At 44.7% G+C, this 22,076-nt stretch carries 16 protein-coding genes; 12 read left to right on the top strand and 4 right to left on the bottom strand.

Features of this window, described 5'->3' with window-relative positions:
* On the bottom strand, positions 1-590 hold a 590-nt coding region (locus AACR09_RS13610), incomplete at its 3' end, for a DMT family transporter (protein WP_228010578.1).
* Positions 591-840: 250 nt separating this feature from the next.
* Between AACR09_RS13610 and AACR09_RS13605 the strand changes: the two genes are divergently transcribed.
* From AACR09_RS13605 to AACR09_RS13580, 6 genes are all read left to right on the top strand, one after another.
* Positions 841-1,236 (top strand): DUF3302 domain-containing protein, encoded by a 396-nt coding sequence (locus AACR09_RS13605; RefSeq protein ID WP_193835181.1) that lies wholly within the window; start codon positions 841-843, stop codon positions 1,234-1,236.
* On the top strand, positions 1,236-2,366 hold the full coding sequence (locus AACR09_RS13600) for an HlyD family secretion protein (protein ID WP_017061874.1): 1,131 nt from the start codon (positions 1,236-1,238) through the stop codon (positions 2,364-2,366). The genes AACR09_RS13605 and AACR09_RS13600 overlap by 1 nt, the downstream gene beginning before the upstream one ends.
* A 320-nt stretch (positions 2,367-2,686) precedes the next feature.
* Entirely contained in the window at positions 2,687-3,235 is a 549-nt protein-coding gene (locus tag AACR09_RS13595; protein WP_065682253.1) for an ECF-type riboflavin transporter substrate-binding protein, read from the top strand.
* A gap of 6 nt (positions 3,236-3,241) precedes the next feature.
* Positions 3,242-4,936, top strand: coding sequence for an ABC transporter ATP-binding protein (locus AACR09_RS13590; protein WP_102494533.1), 1,695 nt, complete (start codon positions 3,242-3,244; stop codon positions 4,934-4,936).
* Positions 4,933-5,772, top strand: coding sequence for an energy-coupling factor transporter transmembrane component T family protein (locus AACR09_RS13585; protein ID WP_017086560.1), 840 nt, complete (start codon positions 4,933-4,935; stop codon positions 5,770-5,772). Before AACR09_RS13590 ends, AACR09_RS13585 begins: the two co-directional genes overlap by 4 nt.
* 222 nt (positions 5,773-5,994) lie before the next feature.
* Positions 5,995-6,465 carry a TetR/AcrR family transcriptional regulator gene (locus AACR09_RS13580; protein ID WP_017072409.1) on the top strand — a complete coding sequence of 157 codons (471 nt, stop codon included), beginning with the start codon at positions 5,995-5,997 and terminating at the stop codon, positions 6,463-6,465.
* An 80-nt stretch (positions 6,466-6,545) separates the two neighbouring features.
* On the opposite strand, the gene glgB is transcribed toward AACR09_RS13580, so the two are convergent.
* The 3 genes from glgB to AACR09_RS13565 form a co-directional block, all read right to left on the bottom strand.
* Entirely contained in the window at positions 6,546-8,726 is a 2,181-nt protein-coding gene (glgB, locus tag AACR09_RS13575) for a 1,4-alpha-glucan branching protein GlgB (RefSeq protein ID WP_193835180.1), read from the bottom strand.
* A 175-nt stretch (positions 8,727-8,901) separates the two neighbouring features.
* Positions 8,902-11,082: a 4-alpha-glucanotransferase gene (gene malQ, locus AACR09_RS13570; RefSeq protein WP_017090326.1), complete on the bottom strand. Its 2,181-nt coding sequence runs from the start codon at positions 11,080-11,082 to the stop codon at positions 8,902-8,904.
* A gap of 188 nt (positions 11,083-11,270) precedes the next feature.
* Entirely contained in the window at positions 11,271-13,724 is a 2,454-nt protein-coding gene (locus AACR09_RS13565) for a glycogen/starch/alpha-glucan phosphorylase (RefSeq protein WP_017081831.1), read from the bottom strand.
* A gap of 568 nt (positions 13,725-14,292) precedes the next feature.
* Between AACR09_RS13565 and malT the strand changes: the two genes are divergently transcribed.
* The 6 genes from malT to rsgA all read left to right on the top strand — a co-directional run bounded on the left by malT (position 14,293) and on the right by rsgA (position 21,814).
* Positions 14,293-17,001, top strand: coding sequence for an HTH-type transcriptional regulator MalT (malT, locus tag AACR09_RS13560; protein ID WP_193835369.1), 2,709 nt, complete (start codon positions 14,293-14,295; stop codon positions 16,999-17,001).
* Between the two features lie 580 nt (positions 17,002-17,581).
* Entirely contained in the window at positions 17,582-18,502 is a 921-nt protein-coding gene (locus AACR09_RS13555) for a DUF368 domain-containing protein (RefSeq protein ID WP_029405904.1), read from the top strand.
* 203 nt (positions 18,503-18,705) lie between these two features.
* On the top strand, positions 18,706-19,146 hold the full coding sequence (locus AACR09_RS13550; protein ID WP_017073657.1) for a hypothetical protein: 441 nt from the start codon (positions 18,706-18,708) through the stop codon (positions 19,144-19,146).
* The gene (locus AACR09_RS13545; protein WP_004732104.1) at positions 19,143-19,739 is read left to right on the top strand and encodes an SCO family protein; all 597 of its coding nucleotides are present in this window, start codon (positions 19,143-19,145) and stop codon (positions 19,737-19,739) included. The genes AACR09_RS13550 and AACR09_RS13545 overlap by 4 nt, the downstream gene beginning before the upstream one ends.
* Positions 19,740-19,822: 83 nt before the next feature.
* Positions 19,823-20,281, top strand: a complete 459-nt coding sequence (locus AACR09_RS13540) for a copper chaperone PCu(A)C (protein WP_017061862.1) — start codon at positions 19,823-19,825, stop codon at positions 20,279-20,281.
* A 468-nt stretch (positions 20,282-20,749) separates the two neighbouring features.
* Complete coding sequence (rsgA, locus tag AACR09_RS13535) at positions 20,750-21,814, top strand: ribosome small subunit-dependent GTPase A (protein WP_193835179.1); 1,065 nt, start codon at positions 20,750-20,752, stop codon at positions 21,812-21,814.
* Positions 21,815-22,076: the final 262 nt, after the last annotated feature.

The raw sequence follows: 22,076 nt of genomic DNA, 5'->3' as shown, positions 1-22,076 counted from the left end.
ACACCTATCGTGAGACGAATCAGTGCACCTAATAATGGTGGGATATCACCCGCCACTAACGCGTAATGAGAAATAACCACACCAGATGCCTGACAAACACTCGCCACAAGCCCGTAACCAATGCCACCCCACTGTGCTTTGTCATTCGATTCACCGCTCGCCGATTTTGATGGCTGGAAGACAACGAAGGTCACCGCTAGTGTTGTAATCACGACACCGAGCCAACTTTGTACTGTCAATACAGCGCCAAGGAACATGAGTGCCAGCACACCAGAAAGAGGTGGTGCTAAAGATTCCAGTAACAGCGTCTTATTGGCACCGATTCTTTTCAACGCCGCAAAATAGGCGCTGTCTCCAATCGCAATGCCAATCACACCTGAAATTGCCAATATCAGAAAATGGTTGGTACTCAGTTCAAACTCCGGCATCGGGATAAGAGGCATTACCAGTAACATCATCCCTGACGCCACCACACCCTTAACAATGTTCAATTGCATCGCAGAGAAGCGATGTCCAAATTGCCCATAAATCCATGTCGCACACGCCCACACAATCGCAGCACCAATAGCCGCCAATTCACCTATATACATCCGTGTTTATCCTTTGTGGTTGTGCACGTCATTTAGAATCGTAGCTGTCATCATTTCAGCTAAAATACCAACCAGAAAGCCGAAATAGCCTCTTCAAACGCGATGAGATTTTATAAGATTCGTCAATGGTTTCGCTCACGTTAGAAGCGAACACTCATTATTCCTAACTCAGTAAATCATTTTTATAACAATTACTTGGATGATAGCGTACTATATTTATAACTAACATCTAACATTACAAGGATCTGTTATGTTTTTAGACTACTTTGCACTCGGCTTACTCATTTTCGTTGCTCTAGTCATCTTTTACGGCATCATCGTTATTCACGATATCCCTTATGAAATAGCCAAAGAACGTAATCATCCTCACCAAGACGCAATTCACGTCTCAGGCTGGGTTAGCCTATTCACTTTGCACACAATTTGGCCCTTTCTATGGATTTGGGCAACATTATGGCGCAAAGACCGAGGCTGGGGCTTCGAAAAACTCGAAGAAGAGCAGCACGATATTCATCACCGAGTGGATGTTTTAATCGATCAAGTTAGCACCCTTCAAGAAGAGATCGCACAGCTCAAACAAACAAATACTAAACAAAGCAGCACAGAAAAAGAGTCAAACAACGTTCAAGATCAGGAGGCTAAGTAATGGATTTACTACTGATAATGACCTACGCGGCACTTTGTATCACTATTTTCAAAGTATTTAATATCCCACTAAACAAATGGACAGTGCCTACCGCAGTGCTCGGTGGTGTGGTCATCGTAGGAACATTGATCCTATTAATGAACTACAACCATCCTTTCACACAACTTGGCAACCAAGTTTACTCAACGACTCCAATTGTTTCAGGCGTTAGAGGTAAAGTCATTGAGGTTCCTGTTGAGGCGAATTCTCCTTTAAAGAAAGGAGACATCCTCTTTAAAATTGACCCTATCCCTTTTGAAGCAGAAGTCGCTAAGCTCGAAGCGAAAGTAAAAGAAGCAAGCCAAGGAGCACTTGGGCTTGAATCTCAAGTTGCTGAAGCTGAAGCTGCTAAAATCAAAGCGATTGCAGAAAGAGACAAAGCGCAACGCGAGTTTTCTCGTTATAAGCGTGGCTTTGAAAGTGGTGCGTTCACCGAACAACAATTGGATACTCGTAGACAAGCTTACAAGGCATCGGAAGCTGCAGTAAAAGTAGCAGAAGCAAGTCAACAACAAGCTCAGATTGCTCTAAATTCTGAAATTGGTGGCGAGAACACCGCAGTGGCAGGATTACTTGCAGACTTACGTAAGGCTCAATTCAACCTTGACCAAACGGTCGTGAGAGCACCAACGGATGGATATGTTACACAACTAGCACTGCGTCCAGGCGTAATGGCTGTACCGCTACCTCTTGCTCCTGTCATGACATTTGTCCATACGGAAGAAAAATACTACATCGCAGCATTCAGACAAAACTCATTGCAACGACTGCATCCTGGTTTCGAAGCTGAATTTTTATTCAGAGCACTACCAGGCAAGATTTTCAAAGGACGCATTGATGAAATAATCCCAGCTATTGGTGAGAGTCAAATTCAAGCGCGCGGGACACTTATTGGTACCAATGCACTTCGTACTAATGGACGTGTATTTGCTAAAATGACCATCACTGATGACCTGTCTGACTACCATTTACCTATGGGTACTGCGGTTGAAGTTGCTGTTTATTCTGACAGCTTTACGCACGTATCGATCATGCGTAAGGTCCTTATTCGCATGAAGAGTTGGCAAAACTATCTATATCTAGACCACTAACTATACCTAGACCACTAAATGGTCGTAGATATGCGACGAACCCACTTAACACATTGTTAAAACGAATGAAAAAGCCAGACCCGTTCTGGCTTTTTTGTTGCTTGATTAACCGTAAAATTGCGCTTTTTACACGATATTTAGGTGTTCAGATGGAATTTTAGACATCTAGACACTTACCTTCCCTTATGGAAGGGTTCTACTGTATAATGCGCGCCTTATTTTTTATATTTGCCCAAAAAACGTTCTCATTGAGACACATATTAATAATGGCGAATATTCGTTCTTTATCATGCTTTATCTTTCAGTATTCGAGGTTACCTATGAACTTTTCAGCTAAAACAGTGGTCGTTATCGCCATTGGCGCGGCACTGTACGGCATTGGTGGTTTACCTATGTTTGGTGTCCCAGTGTTTGCGAACACGACATTGAAACCAGCAATGGCAGTCTTAGCACTATTTTCTGTTTTGTTCGGCCCTATCGTTGGCTTCTTGGTTGGCTTTATTGGTCACTGGGTAACAGATTTATTTGCTGGTTGGGGCGTATGGTTAACTTGGGTACTAGGCTCAGGTATCGTAGGCATGGTTATCGGCTTGTTCCCTATGATGACTAAGAACCGTCTTCAACAAGGCGAACTGCCAATGAAAGATTTTGTATTGTTCGTGGTACTTGCCCTTGCAGGTAACGTTGTAGGCTACGGCTGTTCCGCGTTCCTAGACACTATCCTATACGCAGAACCGTTTACTAAAGTCTTCACTCAACTGTCTATCATCGCAGCGGGTAACACCGTTCTGATCGCTGTTGTGGGCTTCCTGATCCTAAAATCAGTCGCTAAACGCAACAGACAAAGCCGCAACCTGACTGAGGCATAAGCGATAATGACTATAGCATTTTCGAACTTCTCTTTTAGATATGAGTCGCTGGATAAACCGACGCTAAAAAATATCAATCTAAGGATAGAGAAAGGAGAGAAAATCGTCATTATTGGACCAAGTGGCAGTGGTAAATCTACCCTAGGTCAATGTCTCAATGGCCTAATACCTCATGCAATTAAAGGTGAGGTAACTGGCTCTTTAGAGATCAACGGCAAGAATATCTCTGAATTTTCGATGCACGATTATACCGAACAAGTCGGCACAGTACTGCAAGATACTGACAGCCAGTTTGTGGGTTTGAGTATCGGTGAAGATATTGCTTTCGCACTCGAAAATCAGTTGATGTCGAACATTGACATGTACCCGTTAGTTAAGTCGACTGCAAAAATGGTTGACCTAGCGGACATGCTTGAGCGCTCGCCACACGATCTTTCAGGTGGTCAAAAGCAGAGAGTATCGCTAGCAGGCATCTTAGTTGATGACGTTGATATCTTGCTGTTTGATGAGCCTTTAGCAAGTCTTGACCCTAAGACAGGCAAGGCAACGATTGAGATCATCGACCAACTGCATAAAGAAACCAACAAAACCATCGTGATTATCGAGCACCGCCTCGAGGATGTCCTACATCGTGATATCGATCGTGTGATCTTAATGGAGCGCGGTGAAATCGTCGCGGATATGACTCCCGATGAAATTTTAGCGTCTAAGTTACTTGATACGCACGGTATTCGTGAGCCTCTTTACTTATCCGCGCTTAAAGCGGCGAAAGCCCCACTAACCTGCGAAGATAAGCTGTCAAACCTCAAAGCTTTGGATTACAAAAGGTTCCGCCCAGCAGTTCAAGCTTGGTTTGCTGATCGCCCTGCCCCAGCTGCAGAAAAGCAGTATCAACCTTTACTCGAAGTTCATGGTCTGACTTATTCTTACGACGGCGAGAAGAACGCACTCGAAGATGTGAGCTTCAAGATTGGCAAAGGCGAGTTTGTTTCGATTCTGGGCAAGAACGGTTCGGGTAAATCTACCATCACCAAACTCATCATGGGTGTGATCGATGCCGATTCAGGCTCTTCCTATCTAAATGGTGAAGACTTATCTGAGCTTTCTATCTTCGAAAGAAGCCAAAAGGTCGGTGTGGTAATGCAGAACCCAAATCATATGATTTCGCATCATATGATTTTTGACGAGATTGCTTTTGGTCTTCGTAACCGCAATATTGCAGAAGAGCTGATTACAGAAAAAGTAGAGCATGTTCTTGAGCTGTGTGGGCTGAGTAAGTTCCGTCACTGGCCTATCGAAGCTTTAAGCTACGGTCAGAAAAAACGTGTAACCATCGCTTCTATCTTAGTGCTGGAACCTGAGCTTCTTATCTTGGATGAGCCGACAGCAGGTCAAGACTACCGTAACTACACATCCATGCTGGCATTCATCCAAAAGCTTAACCGTGATTTGGGTATTACTGTGGTGATCATCTCACACGACATGCATCTCGTTCTAGAGTACACCACACGTTCAATCGTAATCGCAGACAGCAAGCTTATTGCCAATGCCGCCATGACAGAAGTGTTTAGTCAGCCATCGCTTCTAGAACGTGCAAACCTCTGTACCACCAGTATTTATGAACTCGCGACTATGATGAAAATCGACGATACCAATGCGTTTATGCAGTACTTCATCGACTACGAGAGAAGTTCTCTATGAACGCATCAAAAGTAAAATTCGGCATCAACTACATTGATACCAAATCACCGCTTCATGCTCTCAATGGCATCACCAAATTTGCGCTCTTCTTAGCTTGGGTAACCGTGGTATTGACTACGTTTGACCTGAGATTGATTACGCTGCTTATTATGACTGGTTTATACCTATTAAAGCTCACCAATGTGCCTATACGCGTGTATAAGCCTTTGTTATTAGGTACGGCGAGTGTCTTAAGTCTAAATGCTTTATTCATGTTCCTGCTTGCTCCGCAGCAAGGCACTGAGCTCATCGGTAGCGAAACTGTATTACTGACATTACCGGGTAACTACTCGTTGAGCCAAGAGACTCTGTTTTACTTAGTCACGGTTACGCTCAAGTACATGAGTATGTTCCCGATAGCGTTAATATTCGTATTCACTACGCACCCGACTGAGTTTGCCGCGAGCCTCAACCGTATCGGCGTTCCGTACAAGATCGCCTATGCGGTAAGCTTAACGCTGCGTTACTTGCCAGAAGTTAAGAAGGACTTCATCAATATCATGCATGCTCAGCAAGCTCGTGGTGTAGAACTCTCGAAGAAAGCGCCCCTAATAACTCGAATCAAAAACGTGGCTAAGGTTCTAGGACCGCTCATTTTCTCTAGCTTAGACCGCGCAGACGAGATCTCTAACGCAATGACGTTACGAGGCTTTGGCCGACACAAGGCACGCACTTGGTATAGCTATGCGCCTTTGAAACGTATCGACTTTGTTTGTTTGAGTGTCATTGCTTTTATTGTGGTGTTGGCCATAGCGAAACGCATTCTTGAACCTGAATTGTTTTGGTATCCATTCTAAGTTTTCATTTACCACATACAAACAACGACTTAAAACTACACACCGCTCAATAGGGCGGTGTTTTTATGTGTGCCAAGATCTGATTAACAATTGAACCAATAACTCAATACTGACTATTTTTGACGATAAACTGACCGTTTACTTACGTCTTTGGTTTGAAATCTAATTTAGAAACTCTTAATATACACGTTTACAGAATGTTACACTCAATAGAGATTTGTAATGGCTCGAATTACTCAAGTACAGAAACTAGAAAATCAAAAGCACTACGATGAGATCGTACTAAACCTTTTTCTGGCTGAAGGACATGAAGCACTAACTTATGCAAGGATTGCTCAAGAAATTGGCATTAGTTTGACGACGCTTCAGGGCTATTATCCATCGACCCGCGCTATCCGATCAGCGTTACACCAACACATGCTATCAATTGTTATAGAGAATCTAGAGTTCTCATCGGAAGAAGTATTCATTCAATCTTGGCAAAACGCTCTAGATAATGATCAATTTCGATTCGTGATCAAATTGATGTTTTTCCATGCCTCCCAGGTCAAGAGCCCTGAACAGTTTAACATCAGTTCAGATGGTCAATTCCGCGAGATAATGTTTAATAGCTTTGGGCTTGATTCCGTTCGAATCCTTGAGACTGTCGTAGGACGTTCAATGTTCTATCTCACGAACTTCAAGCAGCATTAGACCAAACGTTATAAATACAAAAATGGGAGCCTTTCGGCTCCCATTTTCTTTTTAGTTATCGCTTACTTCAACTTATAGACCTAATTTAGCTTGTAAAAAACGGTCGATAACGGTGGTAAACGCAGCTCAATCGATGTGTCTAAACCTTCGCTTTCTACTGATTCAACCTCAGCAACCGGCTTCACTTCAAAGCCACTGCCTGCATAATCCGCAGAGTCTGTATTCAATAACAAAGAGTACTGACCTTGTGCTGGAACACCTAAGCGGAAGTGCTCATGAGGAACGGGGGTAAAGTTAGAAACCACCAATACACGCTCGCCTGATTCACTGATACGCTCATGAGCTAAGATACTCGCTTCAGCTGAATCCTGTAGACGCCATTCAAAACCTTTCGGGTCGAAATCAAGATCATGCATTGCAGCTTCAGAACGGTAAAGATTGTTCAAATCTTTCGTTAAGCGCTGAACACCTTGATGACGTTCATAATCTAGCAAGAACCATTGCAGTTGATCATCGTGGTTCCATTCCGCCGTCTGACCAAATTCAGCACCCATGAAGTTCAGCTTCTTACCCGGCTGCGCGTACATGTAACCCATGTAAGCACGTAGATTTGCCGTTTGCTGCCACTCATCACCAGGCATTTTTTCGTGGATAGATCCTTTGCCATAAACCACCTCATCGTGAGATAGAGACAATACATAGTTCTCACTGTGTGCATAAACCAATGGGAAGGTAATTGTATCGTGGTGATATTTACGATTGATTGGATCTTCTTGGATGTAAGACAAACTATCGTGCATCCAACCCATGTTCCACTTAAATCCGAAGCCTAAACCACCCATAAAGGTTGGGGCTGAAACACCAGGGAAAGCCGTCGATTCTTCAGCAATCGTCATCGCATTCGGGAAGTGCTTGTACACTTCTTCGTTCATCCACTTAAGGGTTGCGATAGCATCGTAGTTTTCGTTGCCGCCGTCTGCGTTCGGAATCCATTGATCATGGCTACGCGAATAATCGAGGTACAACATCGAAGCAACCGCATCAACACGAATGCCGTCGATATGGAATTGTTCAAACCAGTACAGTGCGTTTGCAACCAAGAAACGACGCACATGCTCTTTACCTAAATCGTAAATGTACGAGTTCCAATCTTGGTGCCAACCACGACGTGGATCTGGATCATGGAACAAAGGTGTTCCATCAAAATTGGCTAAGCCGTGATCATCACTAGGGAAGTGCGCTGGAACCCAATCCAGAACAACACCTAAACCAGCTTGGTGACATTGATCGACGAAGAATTTGAAGTCATCAGGAGACCCAAAACGACTCGTTGGTGCGAACAAGCCTATTGGCTGATAGCCCCAAGAACCGTAAAACGGATGCTCTGAAACCGGCATCAACTCTACATGCGTGTAACCCAAGTCCGTTAAATATGGGATCAATTCAGCAGCAAGTTCACGGTAGTTTAAGAATTCCCCTTCAGCGTTACGCTTCCAAGAACCAGCGTGCAGTTCATAGAACGAAAGTGCTTCTTTACGCTTTTGCGTTACTGGGCGATTCTGCCACTGAGTATCTTGCCACTCGTAACGAGCGTGATCGTAAGTCACAGAAGAAAATGAAGGGTATTGCTCAGAGTAAAAACCCCATGGGTCAGCTTTGTGTGGTAAGCCTTCACCATCAGGTCCTTTTAATTCAAACTTGTATTGAGCGCCTTCTTCCAGTTCAGGAATGAATAGGCCCCACATGCCATAATCTAAACGTTGCATTGGATGACGACGACCATCCCAAGCGTTGAAGTTACCCACTAAGCTTGCCGCTGTTGCATGCGGTGCATACACCAAGAAACGCGTACCTGAAATCGTCTGTCCATCACGCTCTAGCGTAATAAACTGAGCCCCCATGTGGTGATACATATCTTTAGGTGTATGGAGATCTTCATAACTCGCGTACAGATCGTGGTACTGGTATGGATCATCGATGATCTGCTCGACTCCAGCCCAATCAACCGCGAGCTTGTAGTGAGTAAAACGTAAATCTCTCTCTTGCTTAAGAATGAAGCCACTTTCACCCTCTCGCGCTAACTCGATACGAGGTTCCTTTCCAATAATCAACTCGACTTTATTTGCCCCAGGAATCCACACACGTAATGCACCTTGCTCAGAAGGTAGGTATGGCCCTAAAAACGCAAATGGGTCAGTGAAACAAGCCTGTGATAGTTGGGTATATATTTGTTTTTGCTTTGAAATCGAACTTAGTTCCAAAACGCTTCTCCCTAACCAAACATCCAAAAAATATAATACAAAAATGCCCGCTATTAGTGCGGGCAATATAACGACGGTTTATTCTACCAGATGAGCATTCATTATTGAGTGACCGAGGTTGTAGTTTCGTACGGCGTAAGCAAAAAACCACCTATTTTCAAGCCACTCAACATCATTACTTAGCTGCTTTTTCTCGAACGTCAGTCAGCTTAGAAGCGATACGATTTACCCCTTCGTGAGCAAATATTTCGTCCAAGTTCATTGATAGTTTACGACGCCAGTTAGGGTATTCATCAACAGTGCCAGGGATGTTTACTGGCTTGTCCATCTCTAACCAATCTTCCAGTTGAACACTAAGCAGTGTCGAACCACCAGCCGCAACGTGCAGTTGAAGTGCTTCAGCAAGATAAGAGTCCATCGGTACTTGGCTTGCATCACGACCAACACCTTCAGGTAAGAAGCCATGCCATGCCACAGAATCTAAGATACCTTGTTTGCACTCCAGACGGTCGTCGAACAAGGTTTCTAGCTGTTCTGCATCTGGGTATAAACCAATCTCTTGACCCATTTTCAAGTCATCACAATGCCAGAAGCCGCGAAGCGTTGGCATATCATGAGTACAAAGTGCCGCCATCGATTGTGGTGCATAATGTTTCGGTGAGATAAAGCCACCGTCATCTTCTGATGTTTCGAAGAAGAATACTTTGTAAGAATGCACGCCCGCGTCCGCTAGGATATCGACGATTTCATCCGGCACCGTACCTAAGTCTTCACCGATAACGCTACATTGGTAACGGTGAGATTCAAGCGCCAGAATTGACAGCATGTCTTGTACTGGGTAATAGATGTACGCACCCTTGGTTGCGTTTTCACCTTTTGGAATCCACCACAAACGCAGTAGGCCTAATACGTGGTCAATACGAAGTGCACCACAGTGCTTCATATTGGCACGGAGTAGCTTGATGTATGCGTCGTAGCTCGTTTCTTGAAGCACTTCAGGATTAAGCGGTGGTAAACCCCAGTTTTGACCTAGAGGACCAAGCACATCCGGTGGAGCACCGATGCTCGCATCCATCACTAGATTGCCTTCATCGGCCCAAGTTTCGCTGCCTGAATCCGCAACACCAACAGCTAGGTCACGGTACAAACCAACGGCCATGCCTTTCTCTTCAGCAAGAGACTGTGCATCGTTGATTTGGCAATCCGCTAACCACTGCAGGTACATGTAAAGATGAACATTCTCTAGGTTCTCTTTAATGTATTTCTGTGTCGCTGGGCTTTCGAATGTGCGGTATTTCTCAGGGAATACAGGCCAGCCCCACATACCTGAATCTTCAGCATGTAACTCACCGTGCAGAGCATCAAACGCCGCTTGATGCATCAGGCTTTCACCGCCCTCTTCTACAAACGCTAAGAACGCTTGTGCACGATCGCTGTTCTTGTCTAGATGACGAGTCTTAAATTCTGCGAATAACATAGGCAAGATGTTCATCTTAAGCTCAGACACTTCGGTGTAGTTTACCCAGTGCGCTTCACGAGCTTTTTGTAGACGCTGTTGGAATTCAGCGCTGCCTACCGTTTGTTGTGCTTCAGCACTTAATGCGAATTCAGGTACTGAGCTCACATCAATGTATAAGATGTTCAACCAACGACGTGACGACGGGCTGTATGGGCTCGCGCCTTCTGGGTTCGCTGGGAACAATGAGTGAATTGGGTTTAGGCCAACAAAATCACCACCACGAGAAGCGATATCAGCAACAAGCTGTTTAAGGTCACCAAAATCACCAATACCCCAGTTGTGCTGAGTTCTTAGTGTGTACAGTTGAACACTTGGTCCCCAAAGCTTTTTGCCTTGCTCGATTGGTGACTGCTTGAAACACGCTTTTGGCGTAATGATCAATGTCATCTCGTAAGGCTTCTTACGGCGCTTACGACTCACAATCAGCTTGTGATAACCCCATGCCAAATCACTTGGCAATGCAAACACTAAAGGGCCACCCTCGGCACGCTCGTCACGAACGACTTGAGATTGAAGATAGCCTTCAAGTACCTCTCCTTGCTCGGTTTCTAAGCGCCAGCTGAACTCACTTTCACGAGCACTTACACCTAGATTAAGCGCCACTTCTACTGGCTCACCGTCACGCAAGACAAGAACTGGGTCTAGTACATCTTTTTTGTGTTTTCTTTCTGCAGATTTAAGCAGTGCATCATCGCTGCTTGTATCGTAGCCCAATGAAGCCAATAGAGACGTAATCGTCTCTTCTGATACTTGTGCTTCATCGCCCCACGCACTAACGTAACTGTCGGCAATGTTTGCCATTTCTGCGACTTGTTTTAATACGGTCTGTTCTTTCATCGCTCTCTCCGAAAACGTTCTGACGCTTTCTATTTTGTAGGGTTGTTAATTTAATTTTTTACTAATCAATTAGCTTGTGACAATCGGTTTGTAAGCAGCTTGTTTATAAACGACAAACCTTTAAGCCTTTCGTTTGCTCACAAGCTAATTGAGCCAAGGCAGAAACTGCCTTGGCTACTTTGGAAGTATTAACGGTTAACCGCTTCAAGTTTCCAGATGTTGTTCACGTAGTCGCGGATTGAGCGGTCTGATGTGAACTTACCAACCAATGCTGTGTTAAGAATTGCTTTCTTAGCCCAACCTGCTTGGTCTTTGTACTGCTTGCCCATGTCTTCATGTGCTTTCACATAAGATGCGAAATCAGCAAGACATAGGTACGGGTCGCCACCGTCTAGTAGGCTATCAAACGTTGCACGTAGAAGGCCTGGTTGACCTGGAGAGAACTCATCGCCAGTCAGTAGGTCTAGAGATGCTTTCAGCAGTGGGTCTGCGTTGTAGTAATCGTATGGGTTGTAACCCTGAGCTTGCAATGCCACTACACCATCAACGTCTAGGCCAAAGATGTAGATGTTTTCATCGCCAACTTCTTCACGAATTTCAACGTTTGCACCATCCATCGTACCGATAGTTAGCGCGCCGTTTAGCGCCATCTTCATGTTGCCCGTACCCGATGCTTCTTTACCAGCCAGTGAGATTTGCTGAGAAACGTCTGCCGCAGGAATAATGATTTCAGCCATGCTTACACGGTAATCAGGGATGAATACCACTTTCAGTTTGTTGCCAATGCGAGGGTCGTTGTTGATCTTCTCTGCAATCTTGTTAACCGCGAAGATGATCTCTTTCGCTAGGTGGTAACCCGGTGCTGCTTTCGCTGCGAAGAAACATACGCGTGGCTCACACTCGAAACCAGGTTCGTTAAGAATACGGTGGTACAGAGATAGAATGTGTAGCAAATCTAGGTGCTGACGCTTGTATTCGTGTAGACGCTTGATTTGCACGTCGAAGATAGCGTTCGTATCTAGCTCGATACCCATGTTCTCTTGAACCCAATCAGCAAGGCGCTGTTTGTTTTCTTTCTTAACAGCCATGAATTCTTTTTGGAATTTCGCGTCTGTTGCAAACTTAGCGATGCCTTCAAGCTGCTCTAGTTTTGCTGGCCACTCAGTGCCGATCTTGCCAGTAATTAGCGTAGATAGGCCTGGGTTACAGAACTTCAACCAACGACGTGGCGTGATGCCGTTCGTTACGTTAGTCAGTTTGCCAGGGAAGATTTCGTTGAACTCTGGGAACAAGTCTTTCTTAACCAGTTGAGAGTGAAGCGCAGCTACACCGTTTACTTTGTAAGAGCCAATCACACATAGGTTTGCCATGCGAACCATGCGGTGGAAACCTTCTTGGATGATAGAAAGCTTCGCTTGCTTCTCACCGTCACCAGGCCACATCTTGCGAACTTCTTGCATGAAGCGGTGGTTGATTTCAAAAATGATTTCCATGTGACGTGGAAGAAGACGTTTGATCAAAGATTCAGACCAAGTCTCTAATGCTTCTGGAAGTAGTGTGTGGTTCGTGTATGCGAACGTATGAGCACTGATTTCCCAAGCTTGGTCCCAAGTTAAACCTTTTTCATCGATCAGGATGCGCATCAATTCAGGGATAGCGATAGTTGGGTGCGTATCGTTCAGTTGAATCGTTTCTTGCTTAGGCAGATCTTCTAGAGAGAAACCTGCTGCTTCGTGACGACGTAGAATATCGCGAACAGACGCTGCTGAGTGGAAGTACTGCTGCATTAGACGCAGTGTCTTACCTTTCTCGTGGTTGTCGTTCGGGTAAAGTACTTTAGTGATGTTACCTGCATCGATTAGCGAGTGTTGCGCTTCGAAGTAGTCACCGTTGTTGAAGCTCGCTAGTGAGAATGGTGCAATTGCCTGACATTCCCAAAGACGCAGCGGGTAAACCGTGTTTGACTCGTAACCTACGATAGGTAGATCCCAAGGCATTGCTTTTACTTCCATACCTGGAACCCAAGTACGAACTTCTTTACCGTCGATGTATTCAACTTCTACATGACCATAAAAACCAATGTGTTGTGCTAATTCTGGACGAGCCACTTCCCATGGGTAACCCTCAACACCACGCCATGCGTCAGGTGCTTCTTGTTGACGACCGTCTTGGAAAGACTGTTTGAATAGACCGTATTCATAGTGAAGACCGTAGCCCACTGTTGGATATTCTTGAGCGGCACAAGAATCCATGAAACAAGCGGCTAGACGACCAAGACCACCATTACCTAGTGATGGGTCGCGTTCTTCTTCTAGAAGATCAGTTAGGTTTTGACCTAGCTCTTCCATTGCATGAGTGATCTGTTCATACAGACCCATGCTGATCAGGTTATTACCGGTTAAACGACCAATCAAAAATTCTAATGAAAGGTAGTTAACGCTCTTCGCGTTCTTAATTTTTTCATCATTTTCAGTTTCTAACAGATCAAATGTTGTGAGTTCTGCTAGCGCACGCCCCATTGCTAGGTACCATGCGCGGCTATCTGCGTTTTCAATCGTTGTTGCGTAGGTTGCAGATAAATGCTTCTTAACGCTTTCTTGGAACGACACTTTATCGAAAGTTTTTTGCTGAGTTGGTTTCATTTCAGAAATCTCGCTTTTAATAGTTCTAATTCATCTGTGACATATCGTGCATGGTCACCATTAACTAAACATCCTCCCGCTAACGCGACAAACTAGGAGTAGATGGGAGGGCGTAGGGGGCGTACCGACATAGGGTTAGTGATCTGACTCTCATGTTCTGACTTCGAACAAAAACTTGGAGTGACTAAGATCACAAGCTCCCGTTCGATAACTTACCTTCAATTGATGTGACTTTTATTTAACCGGATTAAAGTCATTATCAAATTTGATATTCAGATCACGAAAATAATTTCGTCCTCTCATATTTTGCATAGATTCACGTGTTGGAATGAAGGAAGTCACATTCACAAACCAACCCGCTATGTGAGCAAAGTCTCAAATAAAGGGCGTAGAAGCCTAAAAACATGCAGGAGTGCAAGGTTTCTGAGGAGGATCATAGTCGGTGCCGTTTTGCTTCACGTAATATGATTGAAGACTTAAGTAATTAGGCTGATGTCATTCGATTACACTCAACGATAGATTGAGGTAATCCAGAACATAAGCCACGGAATAGGTGAAAAACTTCGACATGTGGATCCCTTCGAAACTGACTCGTCCCGGCCGCTTACATAATGCAATCCTACGACCTAGGGTTCTCGATCTGCTCCAACACGCAGATTGCTATAAGCTTGTATTATTCCGCTCTCCAGCGGGGTACGGCAAAACCACAATGGCAGCACAATGGCTGGTAGATAAACCCAATGTGGGTTGGTACAGCATTGATGACAGTGACAACGATGCCTTTCGCTTTATCAACTACCTAATGCAATCACTCAATAAAGCGACTCAAAATGCCTGCCCTAATGCCCAAAAGCTGGCAGAAAAACGACAGTTTTCATCGTTGCATTCTTTGTTAAGTGAAGTGTTTGCTGAGATGTCTGAATTCCACCAAGAATGTTTCCTTGTGCTGGATGACTACCACTTAGTTAATAACGATGACATTCACGAGGCGATGCGCTTTTTCCTCAAGCACATGCCTGACAACCTGACGCTTGTTGTGACTAGCCGTGGGACACCACCACTTGGCACAGCAAACCTTCGCGTTCGTGATTTGATGATTGAAATTGGCAACGATTCACTGGCTTTTGATACTGAAGAGACGACGCGCTTCTTCAATCAACGTGTCGCCGATGGCGTAGATGACACCACCGCTGGCAGTATCTGTACTTATGTTGAGGGATGGCCTTCGGCGTTACAGCTTATTGCCCTTCAAGCTCAACATCAAAAACGCACGCTTGCGCAATCGGCAGAGTCTTTCTCTCACTTTAACCATGCCCACCTTTGGGATTACTTGGTTGAAGAAGTATTCGATCTACTGGATAAAGAAACCCGACAGTTCTTGATGCAGTGTTCAGTACTTGATCATTTCAATGACGAATTAGTCTGCGCGCTTACACAGCGTGAAGACGCACTGGGTATGATCGAATCACTCAACCGATTTGGCTTGTTCATCTACCCTCTTGAAGGCGAGAAAAACTGGTACCGATTCCACAATCTATTCGGCGAATTTCTTGCCCACGAGCGCCAAGCTCGAATTCCACAGCAAGAAGCCGAGTTGCACCGAAGTGCCGCGAAAGCGTGGATCAAACAGAAAACGCCTCATCAAGCACTGCGACATGCACAACGTGCTGAAGATCCAGAGCTGATCATTCAAATTTTGACGGAACACGGTTGGCCGATGTTCAACCAAGGCGAACTTTCATCTCTAGAGATGGCGATCAAGCAACTGACTACGGATCAACTATACAGTGAGCCGAAGCTATCAATGCTGCGCGCTTGGCTGGCACAAAGTCAGCACCGTTATGATCAAGTGGGTACTTTGTTGGAAGAGGCTGAGACTCAATATCAAGCTCGAAACATTGAACTCGATACTCAGCAGCAAGGCCAATACAACGCCTTGCGCGCCCAGGTTGCCATCAACAGCAATGAACCAGAAAAGGCACTGGAACTCGCCGAGCTTTCGTTAAGTCAGTTGAACACCACCGTTTATCGCAGCCGCATTGTCGCAACCTCGGTTGTGGGCGAAGTGAATCACGTAATGGGTAACCTAAGCCGTGCGCTACCTATGATGCAGCAAACAGAAAAACTGGCACGTCAGTATCAGGTTTATCATCAGGCTCTGTGGGCGATTCTGCAGCAAAGCGAAATCTTGATTGCTCAAGGTTATGTTCAAGCGGCATTTGAGCTACAAGACAGCGCATTCAAATTGATCGAAGAGCATCAGCTTCAATACGTTCCTCTGCATGAATTTTTGCTGCGTGTTAGAGCTCAGATCTTCTGGTGCTGGAACCGACTAGATGAAGCGGAAGAGTGTTGCTATAAGGGCTTAGATATCCTTGGTCACCACTCACCAAGTAAACACCTGCACAGTTACTCAATGCTGGCTCGTATTTCATTGAGCCGCGGCGAGATTGATAAAGCGTCGAAGTTTATCGACCAAATTCAACACCTGCTACGTCAATCAACTTACCACGTAGATTGGACCGCAAATACTTCTCTTTCTTTGATTCTGTTCTGGCAAGTAAAAGGCAATAAAGAGGCAATCCGTGATTGGCTAAGCGTGGCGGTTCGACCTGAATCGGCGAGTAACCACTTCTGTCAGCTTCAATGGAGAAACATCGTACGTTCTCACATCATCCTTGAGCAGTATGAAGATGCGGAAGAAGCGCTGACTTTCCTTAAGAGTGAAGCGCAGCGTTCACATCTGATTACAGACACCAACCGAAACTTGATCGTTGAAGCGGTGTTGCGTACACAAATTAACGATGAAGACAGCGCACGCGTGCTACTTGAAGAAGCGCTTCATATGACCAACCAAACCGGTATGGTTGGTAACTTCTTGGTCGACGGTGGAACTATCGGGCATATCTTGGATAAATTGAGCAACAAGCCAGGCTTAGGTGACTTAGAACGCCATCGCGCTCAACAGATCATGAAAGATATCTCAACCACCCAACGCAGCCGCTCGGTTCACTTCGATGAAGACTTTGTTGAGAACTTGGTTAATCACCCGAATATTCCTGAGCTTGTGCGCACTAGCCCACTCACCCAGCGTGAATGGCAGGTACTTGGTCTTATCTATTCAGGGTTCAGTAACGAGCAGATAGCTCAAGAGCTCGATGTAGCGGGGACCACGATCAAAACTCACATCCGTAACCTTTATCAAAAGCTGAACATTGCTAACCGCAAAGAAGCAATCAGCACGGCAGAGAACTTGCTGCAGTTGATGGGTTACTAAAACGGATTCGAGATTGATTCGAGATTGATTCGAGAAAAGCTTAAGCTAGTCACCAATGGTGGCTGGCTTTTTTTTCATCTGAAGTTTAGAGCTTAAAAATGTAGGAACTGGAAAAGAAAAAAGACAATCACCAAACGACAGGCAAAAAAATAGCCAACCGCAATAATCGCGATTGGCTCTATATATTTGTGAACAAATCATAAGTTCACTAACAACGTCAGTTGGCTAGGTGACCCTCGGCTTAAGAAGGGTCAATGTATATAATGCAGTTAGCGTGCCAACTTTAATTCGGCGTTTTATAAGCCCTGCATCGCATAAAAACCATGAATTTGTCATGCGAATTGCAAAGTGCATTTGCATAATGCAACCAAGATGCAATATTGATAAGAGATCAGTTTCATCTCTGTTCTTAATGAAAAATTACTAAGTGGTTGTATTTTAAATGTAAGGCAAATGTTCACTTCAACTCATTGCCTTACAATTAAGAGAGCAATAAAAGCCCCTCCCCAATGGCATATTCATACTTTTTTTACACTAAAGTTTGTATACTGCACAAAATCACCCTCAACTCTATGAAGCAATGAACTACTTAAGTACTTTTTTCAAAGGCATGGCAATGGGCGCAGCAGACGTTGTTCCTGGCGTGTCGGGCGGAACCATCGCATTCATCACTGGTATCTACGATACGCTGCTAGAAAGCATTCGCAGGATTAACCCTAGCGTACTTGGCTTATGGAAACGCGAAGGCTTCAAAGCCGCGTTTAACCACATCAATGGTTTCTTCCTGATTTCACTGTTCGCAGGCGTATTCACAAGCATTGCGACATTTGCAAAACTGATTTCTTGGTTATTAGTCACCCACCCCGTTCCACTGTGGTCTTTCTTCTTTGGCCTGATTTTAGTATCGGTTTTCCATATTCTTAAGCAAGTAGAGAAGCGCGATATGATTCGATTCGTGTTTTTGCTGCTTGGCGTTGCTTTCGCCTATAGCATTACCGTGCTTAAGCCGCTGCAAATGGAACCAACCAGCATCAATGTTCTCATTGCGGGTGCGATTGCGATCTGTGCGATGATTTTGCCGGGTATCTCGGGTAGCTTCATTCTGCTATTGATTGGTATGTATGGTCCGGTTCTTGGTGCGGTTAAAGAGTTCCAAATCGATGTGCTTGCGCTATTCCTTAGTGGCTGTGTGATTGGCCTACTGACTTTCTCGCACGTACTTTCTTGGTTACTGCGCTCATTCCGCGATTTCACACTAGTGTTCTTAACTGGTTTGATGATCGGTACGCTGCCTAAGATTTGGCCGTGGAAAGAAACCATCAGCTGGCGCACAAACTCAAAAGGTGAGCAAGTTCCTCTACTTCAAGAAAACCTATCACCGTTTGATTTTGAAGCCGTAACCTCTCAGCCTTCTCAGTTAGTAATGGCGATTGTGATGATGTTGGCTGCTATTGCCTTGGTTCTAGGACTAGAGAAATTTGCAGAGCGCAACGCTGACTAATCATTCAGCCAACTTCTGGAAAGCGTTTAGAACGGATAATGCTTAGAAATACTAAGCTCACTTCTCGATTGAACAGACAAAAGCGAAGCCAATGGCTTCGCTTTTTTAGTTCTACCATACGCACAAAATTGCTTTTTGATACAAGCACGTATTGAGGGGTATGATAACATCGCCGCTCTTATAAAATTAGATGAGAACACGACATGCACCCAGCATTAAAGGTGGTGGCTCTTGGCATTGCTCTCGTGGCAGGTTTTTATGGGCCGCAAGTATTTCAAAAATTTAAGTCGGTCATTGAGCATTCAACTGCCGAAGTCAACTTGGATGACTACTGCATGCTTTCAACCATATCGTGTGAGCAGGAATCCATTTCAATGTCGCTTGATCGCGAAACCGCGCAACCTCTTCTACCCACAAAGATAAAGGTCGTTTGGGAAGGTGCTGCATCTGAGACACTGATGTTATCGCTCACCGGTTTAGAAATGGAAATGGGATCAGCGCGTTTTCAATTGAAGAGCATTGGCAATAATACCTATGAAGGTGAAGTGATTTTACCTGTATGTACTTTAGATAAAATGACATGGGTCGGTGAACTCACTGATGGTGTCGATACTGTAAACCCTGCAATAAGGATGGCAAGATGAGTAGAAATTGGTCGTTAGCATTGGTTGTCGCTTTTGTACTTGGCTTTGGTGTCAAAAGCTATCTTGATGGGCAAAACGAAGTTCAAGAACAACACGCTGCAAAACAAGAGTTCTCCGCAACGACTCTTTTCGGCAAAGACAACCAACCAACGGAAATCTTTGACCAAACCGATGACAGAATTCGTATCGTTTACTTCGGTTTCACACGTTGCCCGGATGTATGCCCCACTTCTTTGGCTATGTTGGCCGGAGCACTTAACCAAGTCTCTGATGAAGCAAAAGCCAAGATTCGCCCAATGTTTGTTTCTCTCGATCCTGAACGTGATGCCGCTGAAGCCTCGTATGAATACGCGCAATACTTCCACCCGATGATGGAAGGACTAAGTGGTCCATTGGATGTCACCACGACTCTGGCTCATAACTACGGCGTTATTTTCAGAAAGACCAAGCTTGAAGGTTCAGAGTTGGAATACACCCTAGACCACAGCTCATATTTTTATTTTTTAAAGCCCGACGGTACCTTGATTACCAAAGTACCGCACACGTTGACGCCAGCGCCAATTGTTGAGGCTATCAACAAGCTGACGCAGTAAAACGTAAAAACAAAGAACTTACTCAATAAAGTTCAAAAAAAGTCAGGTCCCAGACCAAAAACATAAAAATTAAGGACAACAACATGAAGTTAAAAGCACTTGCTCTAGCAGGCTTATTGCTCACCCCTTTTGCTCAGGCTAGTAGCGATATTATGGTTCATGACGCGTACGCTCGTGCAACCCCGCCTTCAGCAGTGAACAGCGCGGTGTTCACGACTCTGATGAACCACAGCGATAAAGATCGCGCTATTGTTTCTGCAACAACACCTGCAGCAGGTAAAGTAGAACTTCATGATGTAATCATGGATGGCGATGTTATGAAAATGCGCCAAGTTCAAGAGATCACCATCCCTGCAAACGGTGAAGCGGTACTTAAACCTGGTAGCCTACACATCATGTTGTTCGACCTAGCAAGCAGCCTAAAAGAAGGTGAGCAAATCGAGATGACACTGACTTTCGCCAATGGTGAAACACAGACCTTCGATGCGCCGGTTAAGAAAGTAATGAGCGGCATGAAAAAGATGAATCACGATCATCATTAATCGTATTCACAATTGATAAAATAATTTAAGCCACGATGACTTCTCGCCATCGTGGCTTTTTGTTAAACTGAGTTCGCTTTTTATTCAAAGCCTGAACACATAAATAACCCAAGGAGAATAGAAGATGATTGTAATGAAAACACTAAAACTGGCAGTAAAAGTAGCGCGTTAATTTGTTTGGTTAATCAAACTTAAATACCGATCGACCAACTTATCGTCACCCGTGACGACAGCACACTTTTACCCGGTTTACTATTGATCGTAAGTGATCAATACCTGCATGCCCAATAGCGCATGACTCAATCCGGGGTCCTATCTATTTGAATTCGACCCAAGCTCAAAACATTTTTGACGTCTCGACGCTTTTTAATCTGACTAACGCTTTTCGATCTCATCAACAATCTGGGGTCTTACAAGACGTTAATGCTCTCATAAGAAAAGAAAGCTCGCACGTCTGGGTAAATAGACATGAATTCACAAAACACATTTTCTCATCCAATGTCACTTCAACAGCTTGGATGGCAACCTGTATTTCAACAACAACTGACACTCGAAGACTATGATCATTCCGTCATTGCTCGCATTACCGCGCACCATCGCAGCGGCTATACGCTTGCGTCAGAACAAGGCGAAATCGTTCTACCCGTTCATCAAAACCAACCCGCAATGACGGTTGGCGACTGGGTGATATTAAACGCTGATTTACAATTCGACCGCTTACTTGAGCGTCAGTCGCTCTTCAGCCGTAAAGCAGCAGGCAGTCGCGTAGCTGAACAATATATTTCAGCCAATATCGACACCGTGTTTATCGTGGTCTCGCTAAATAATGACTTTAATCTGAGCCGCATCGAACGCTATCTAGCACTCGCCAATGAAGCACAGGTTGAAGCGGTTATCGTACTTACCAAGAAAGACTTGTGTGACGACTACCAAGACAAAGTACAGCAAGTGCAAAGCTTAGATTCTATGCTGATGATCGAAGCCGTTAATAGCCTAGACCAAGACTCTACTCAAGTATTGTCACCTTGGTGTAAAACAGGCAAAACCGTCGCTTTGATGGGTTCGTCTGGTGTCGGTAAATCGACACTCGTGAACTCGCTACTTGGCGAAACTCAACAAGAAACGGGCGGTATTCGTGAAGACGACAGCAAAGGCCGTCATACAACCACGTCACGATCGCTCCACTTGCTAACATCGGGTGGTTTACTGCTCGATACTCCTGGGATGCGAGAGTTACAACTCGCCGATTGTGCTGAAGGAGTAAGTGAAACCTTTTCTGATGTGGAAGAGTTAGCGATGCATTGTCGTTTTTCTGATTGCAGCCATGAGTCAGAACCAGGATGCACAATACGCAAGGCCATTGAAAGCGGTGAGCTTTCTGAAAGACGATTCTCTAACTATGAGAAGCTACTCAGAGAGCAAGCAAGAAATGGAGCCTCATTGGCAGAGCAGAGAGCGAGCAGTAAACAGCTTTCTAAAATGTACAAAACCGTGCAGTCAGAGAGCCGTAATATCAAAAAATCGCCTAAATAGCCGATTATTGAATTAGGTTTACAACACGTAAATAAGCCCTATCTCCCTATCGCGTATTAGCTCATTAATTCATGATCTCTTTAATGCATTGGGCTGGGGCTTTTTTGTATCAACAGGAACCCAATGGGATCATTTATGCACACAATGATCTTGCTAATCGACTCTGACGGCACCAGAACCAGAACATTGACCCGAATGAGTATTATCATGCAGATTTATATCTCAACAAGAGTACAAAAATTTAACATTTAGCTCTAAAAAC

This window comes from Vibrio sp. OPT20 (genome assembly GCF_963889365.1).
GTDB classification, from domain to species: Bacteria; Pseudomonadota; Gammaproteobacteria; order Enterobacterales; family Vibrionaceae; genus Vibrio; species Vibrio splendidus.
This window is presented reverse-complemented; position numbering and strand designations above follow the sequence as displayed.

Excerpts from the sequence above, each read along its gene's own strand:
- AACR09_RS13565 (WP_017081831.1), bottom strand. The coding sequence starts at position 13,724 with ATGAAACCAACTCAGCAAAAAACTTTCGATAAAGTGTCGTTCCAAGAA.
- AACR09_RS13540 (WP_017061862.1), top strand. The coding sequence starts at position 19,823 with ATGAAGTTAAAAGCACTTGCTCTAGCAGGCTTATTGCTCACCCCTTTT.
- AACR09_RS13600 (WP_017061874.1), top strand. The coding sequence starts at position 1,236 with ATGGATTTACTACTGATAATGACCTACGCGGCACTTTGTATCACTATT.
- AACR09_RS13580 (WP_017072409.1), top strand. The coding sequence starts at position 5,995 with ATGGCTCGAATTACTCAAGTACAGAAACTAGAAAATCAAAAGCACTAC.
- AACR09_RS13595 (WP_065682253.1), top strand. The coding sequence starts at position 2,687 with ATGAACTTTTCAGCTAAAACAGTGGTCGTTATCGCCATTGGCGCGGCA.
- AACR09_RS13585 (WP_017086560.1), top strand. The coding sequence starts at position 4,933 with ATGAACGCATCAAAAGTAAAATTCGGCATCAACTACATTGATACCAAA.
- AACR09_RS13605 (WP_193835181.1), top strand. The coding sequence starts at position 841 with ATGTTTTTAGACTACTTTGCACTCGGCTTACTCATTTTCGTTGCTCTA.
- AACR09_RS13550 (WP_017073657.1), top strand. The coding sequence starts at position 18,706 with ATGCACCCAGCATTAAAGGTGGTGGCTCTTGGCATTGCTCTCGTGGCA.
- AACR09_RS13590 (WP_102494533.1), top strand. The coding sequence starts at position 3,242 with ATGACTATAGCATTTTCGAACTTCTCTTTTAGATATGAGTCGCTGGAT.
- rsgA (WP_193835179.1), top strand. The coding sequence starts at position 20,750 with ATGAATTCACAAAACACATTTTCTCATCCAATGTCACTTCAACAGCTT.
- malT (WP_193835369.1), top strand. The coding sequence starts at position 14,293 with ATGTGGATCCCTTCGAAACTGACTCGTCCCGGCCGCTTACATAATGCA.
- malQ (WP_017090326.1), bottom strand. The coding sequence starts at position 11,082 with ATGAAAGAACAGACCGTATTAAAACAAGTCGCAGAAATGGCAAACATT.
- AACR09_RS13555 (WP_029405904.1), top strand. The coding sequence starts at position 17,582 with ATGAACTACTTAAGTACTTTTTTCAAAGGCATGGCAATGGGCGCAGCA.
- AACR09_RS13545 (WP_004732104.1), top strand. The coding sequence starts at position 19,143 with ATGAGTAGAAATTGGTCGTTAGCATTGGTTGTCGCTTTTGTACTTGGC.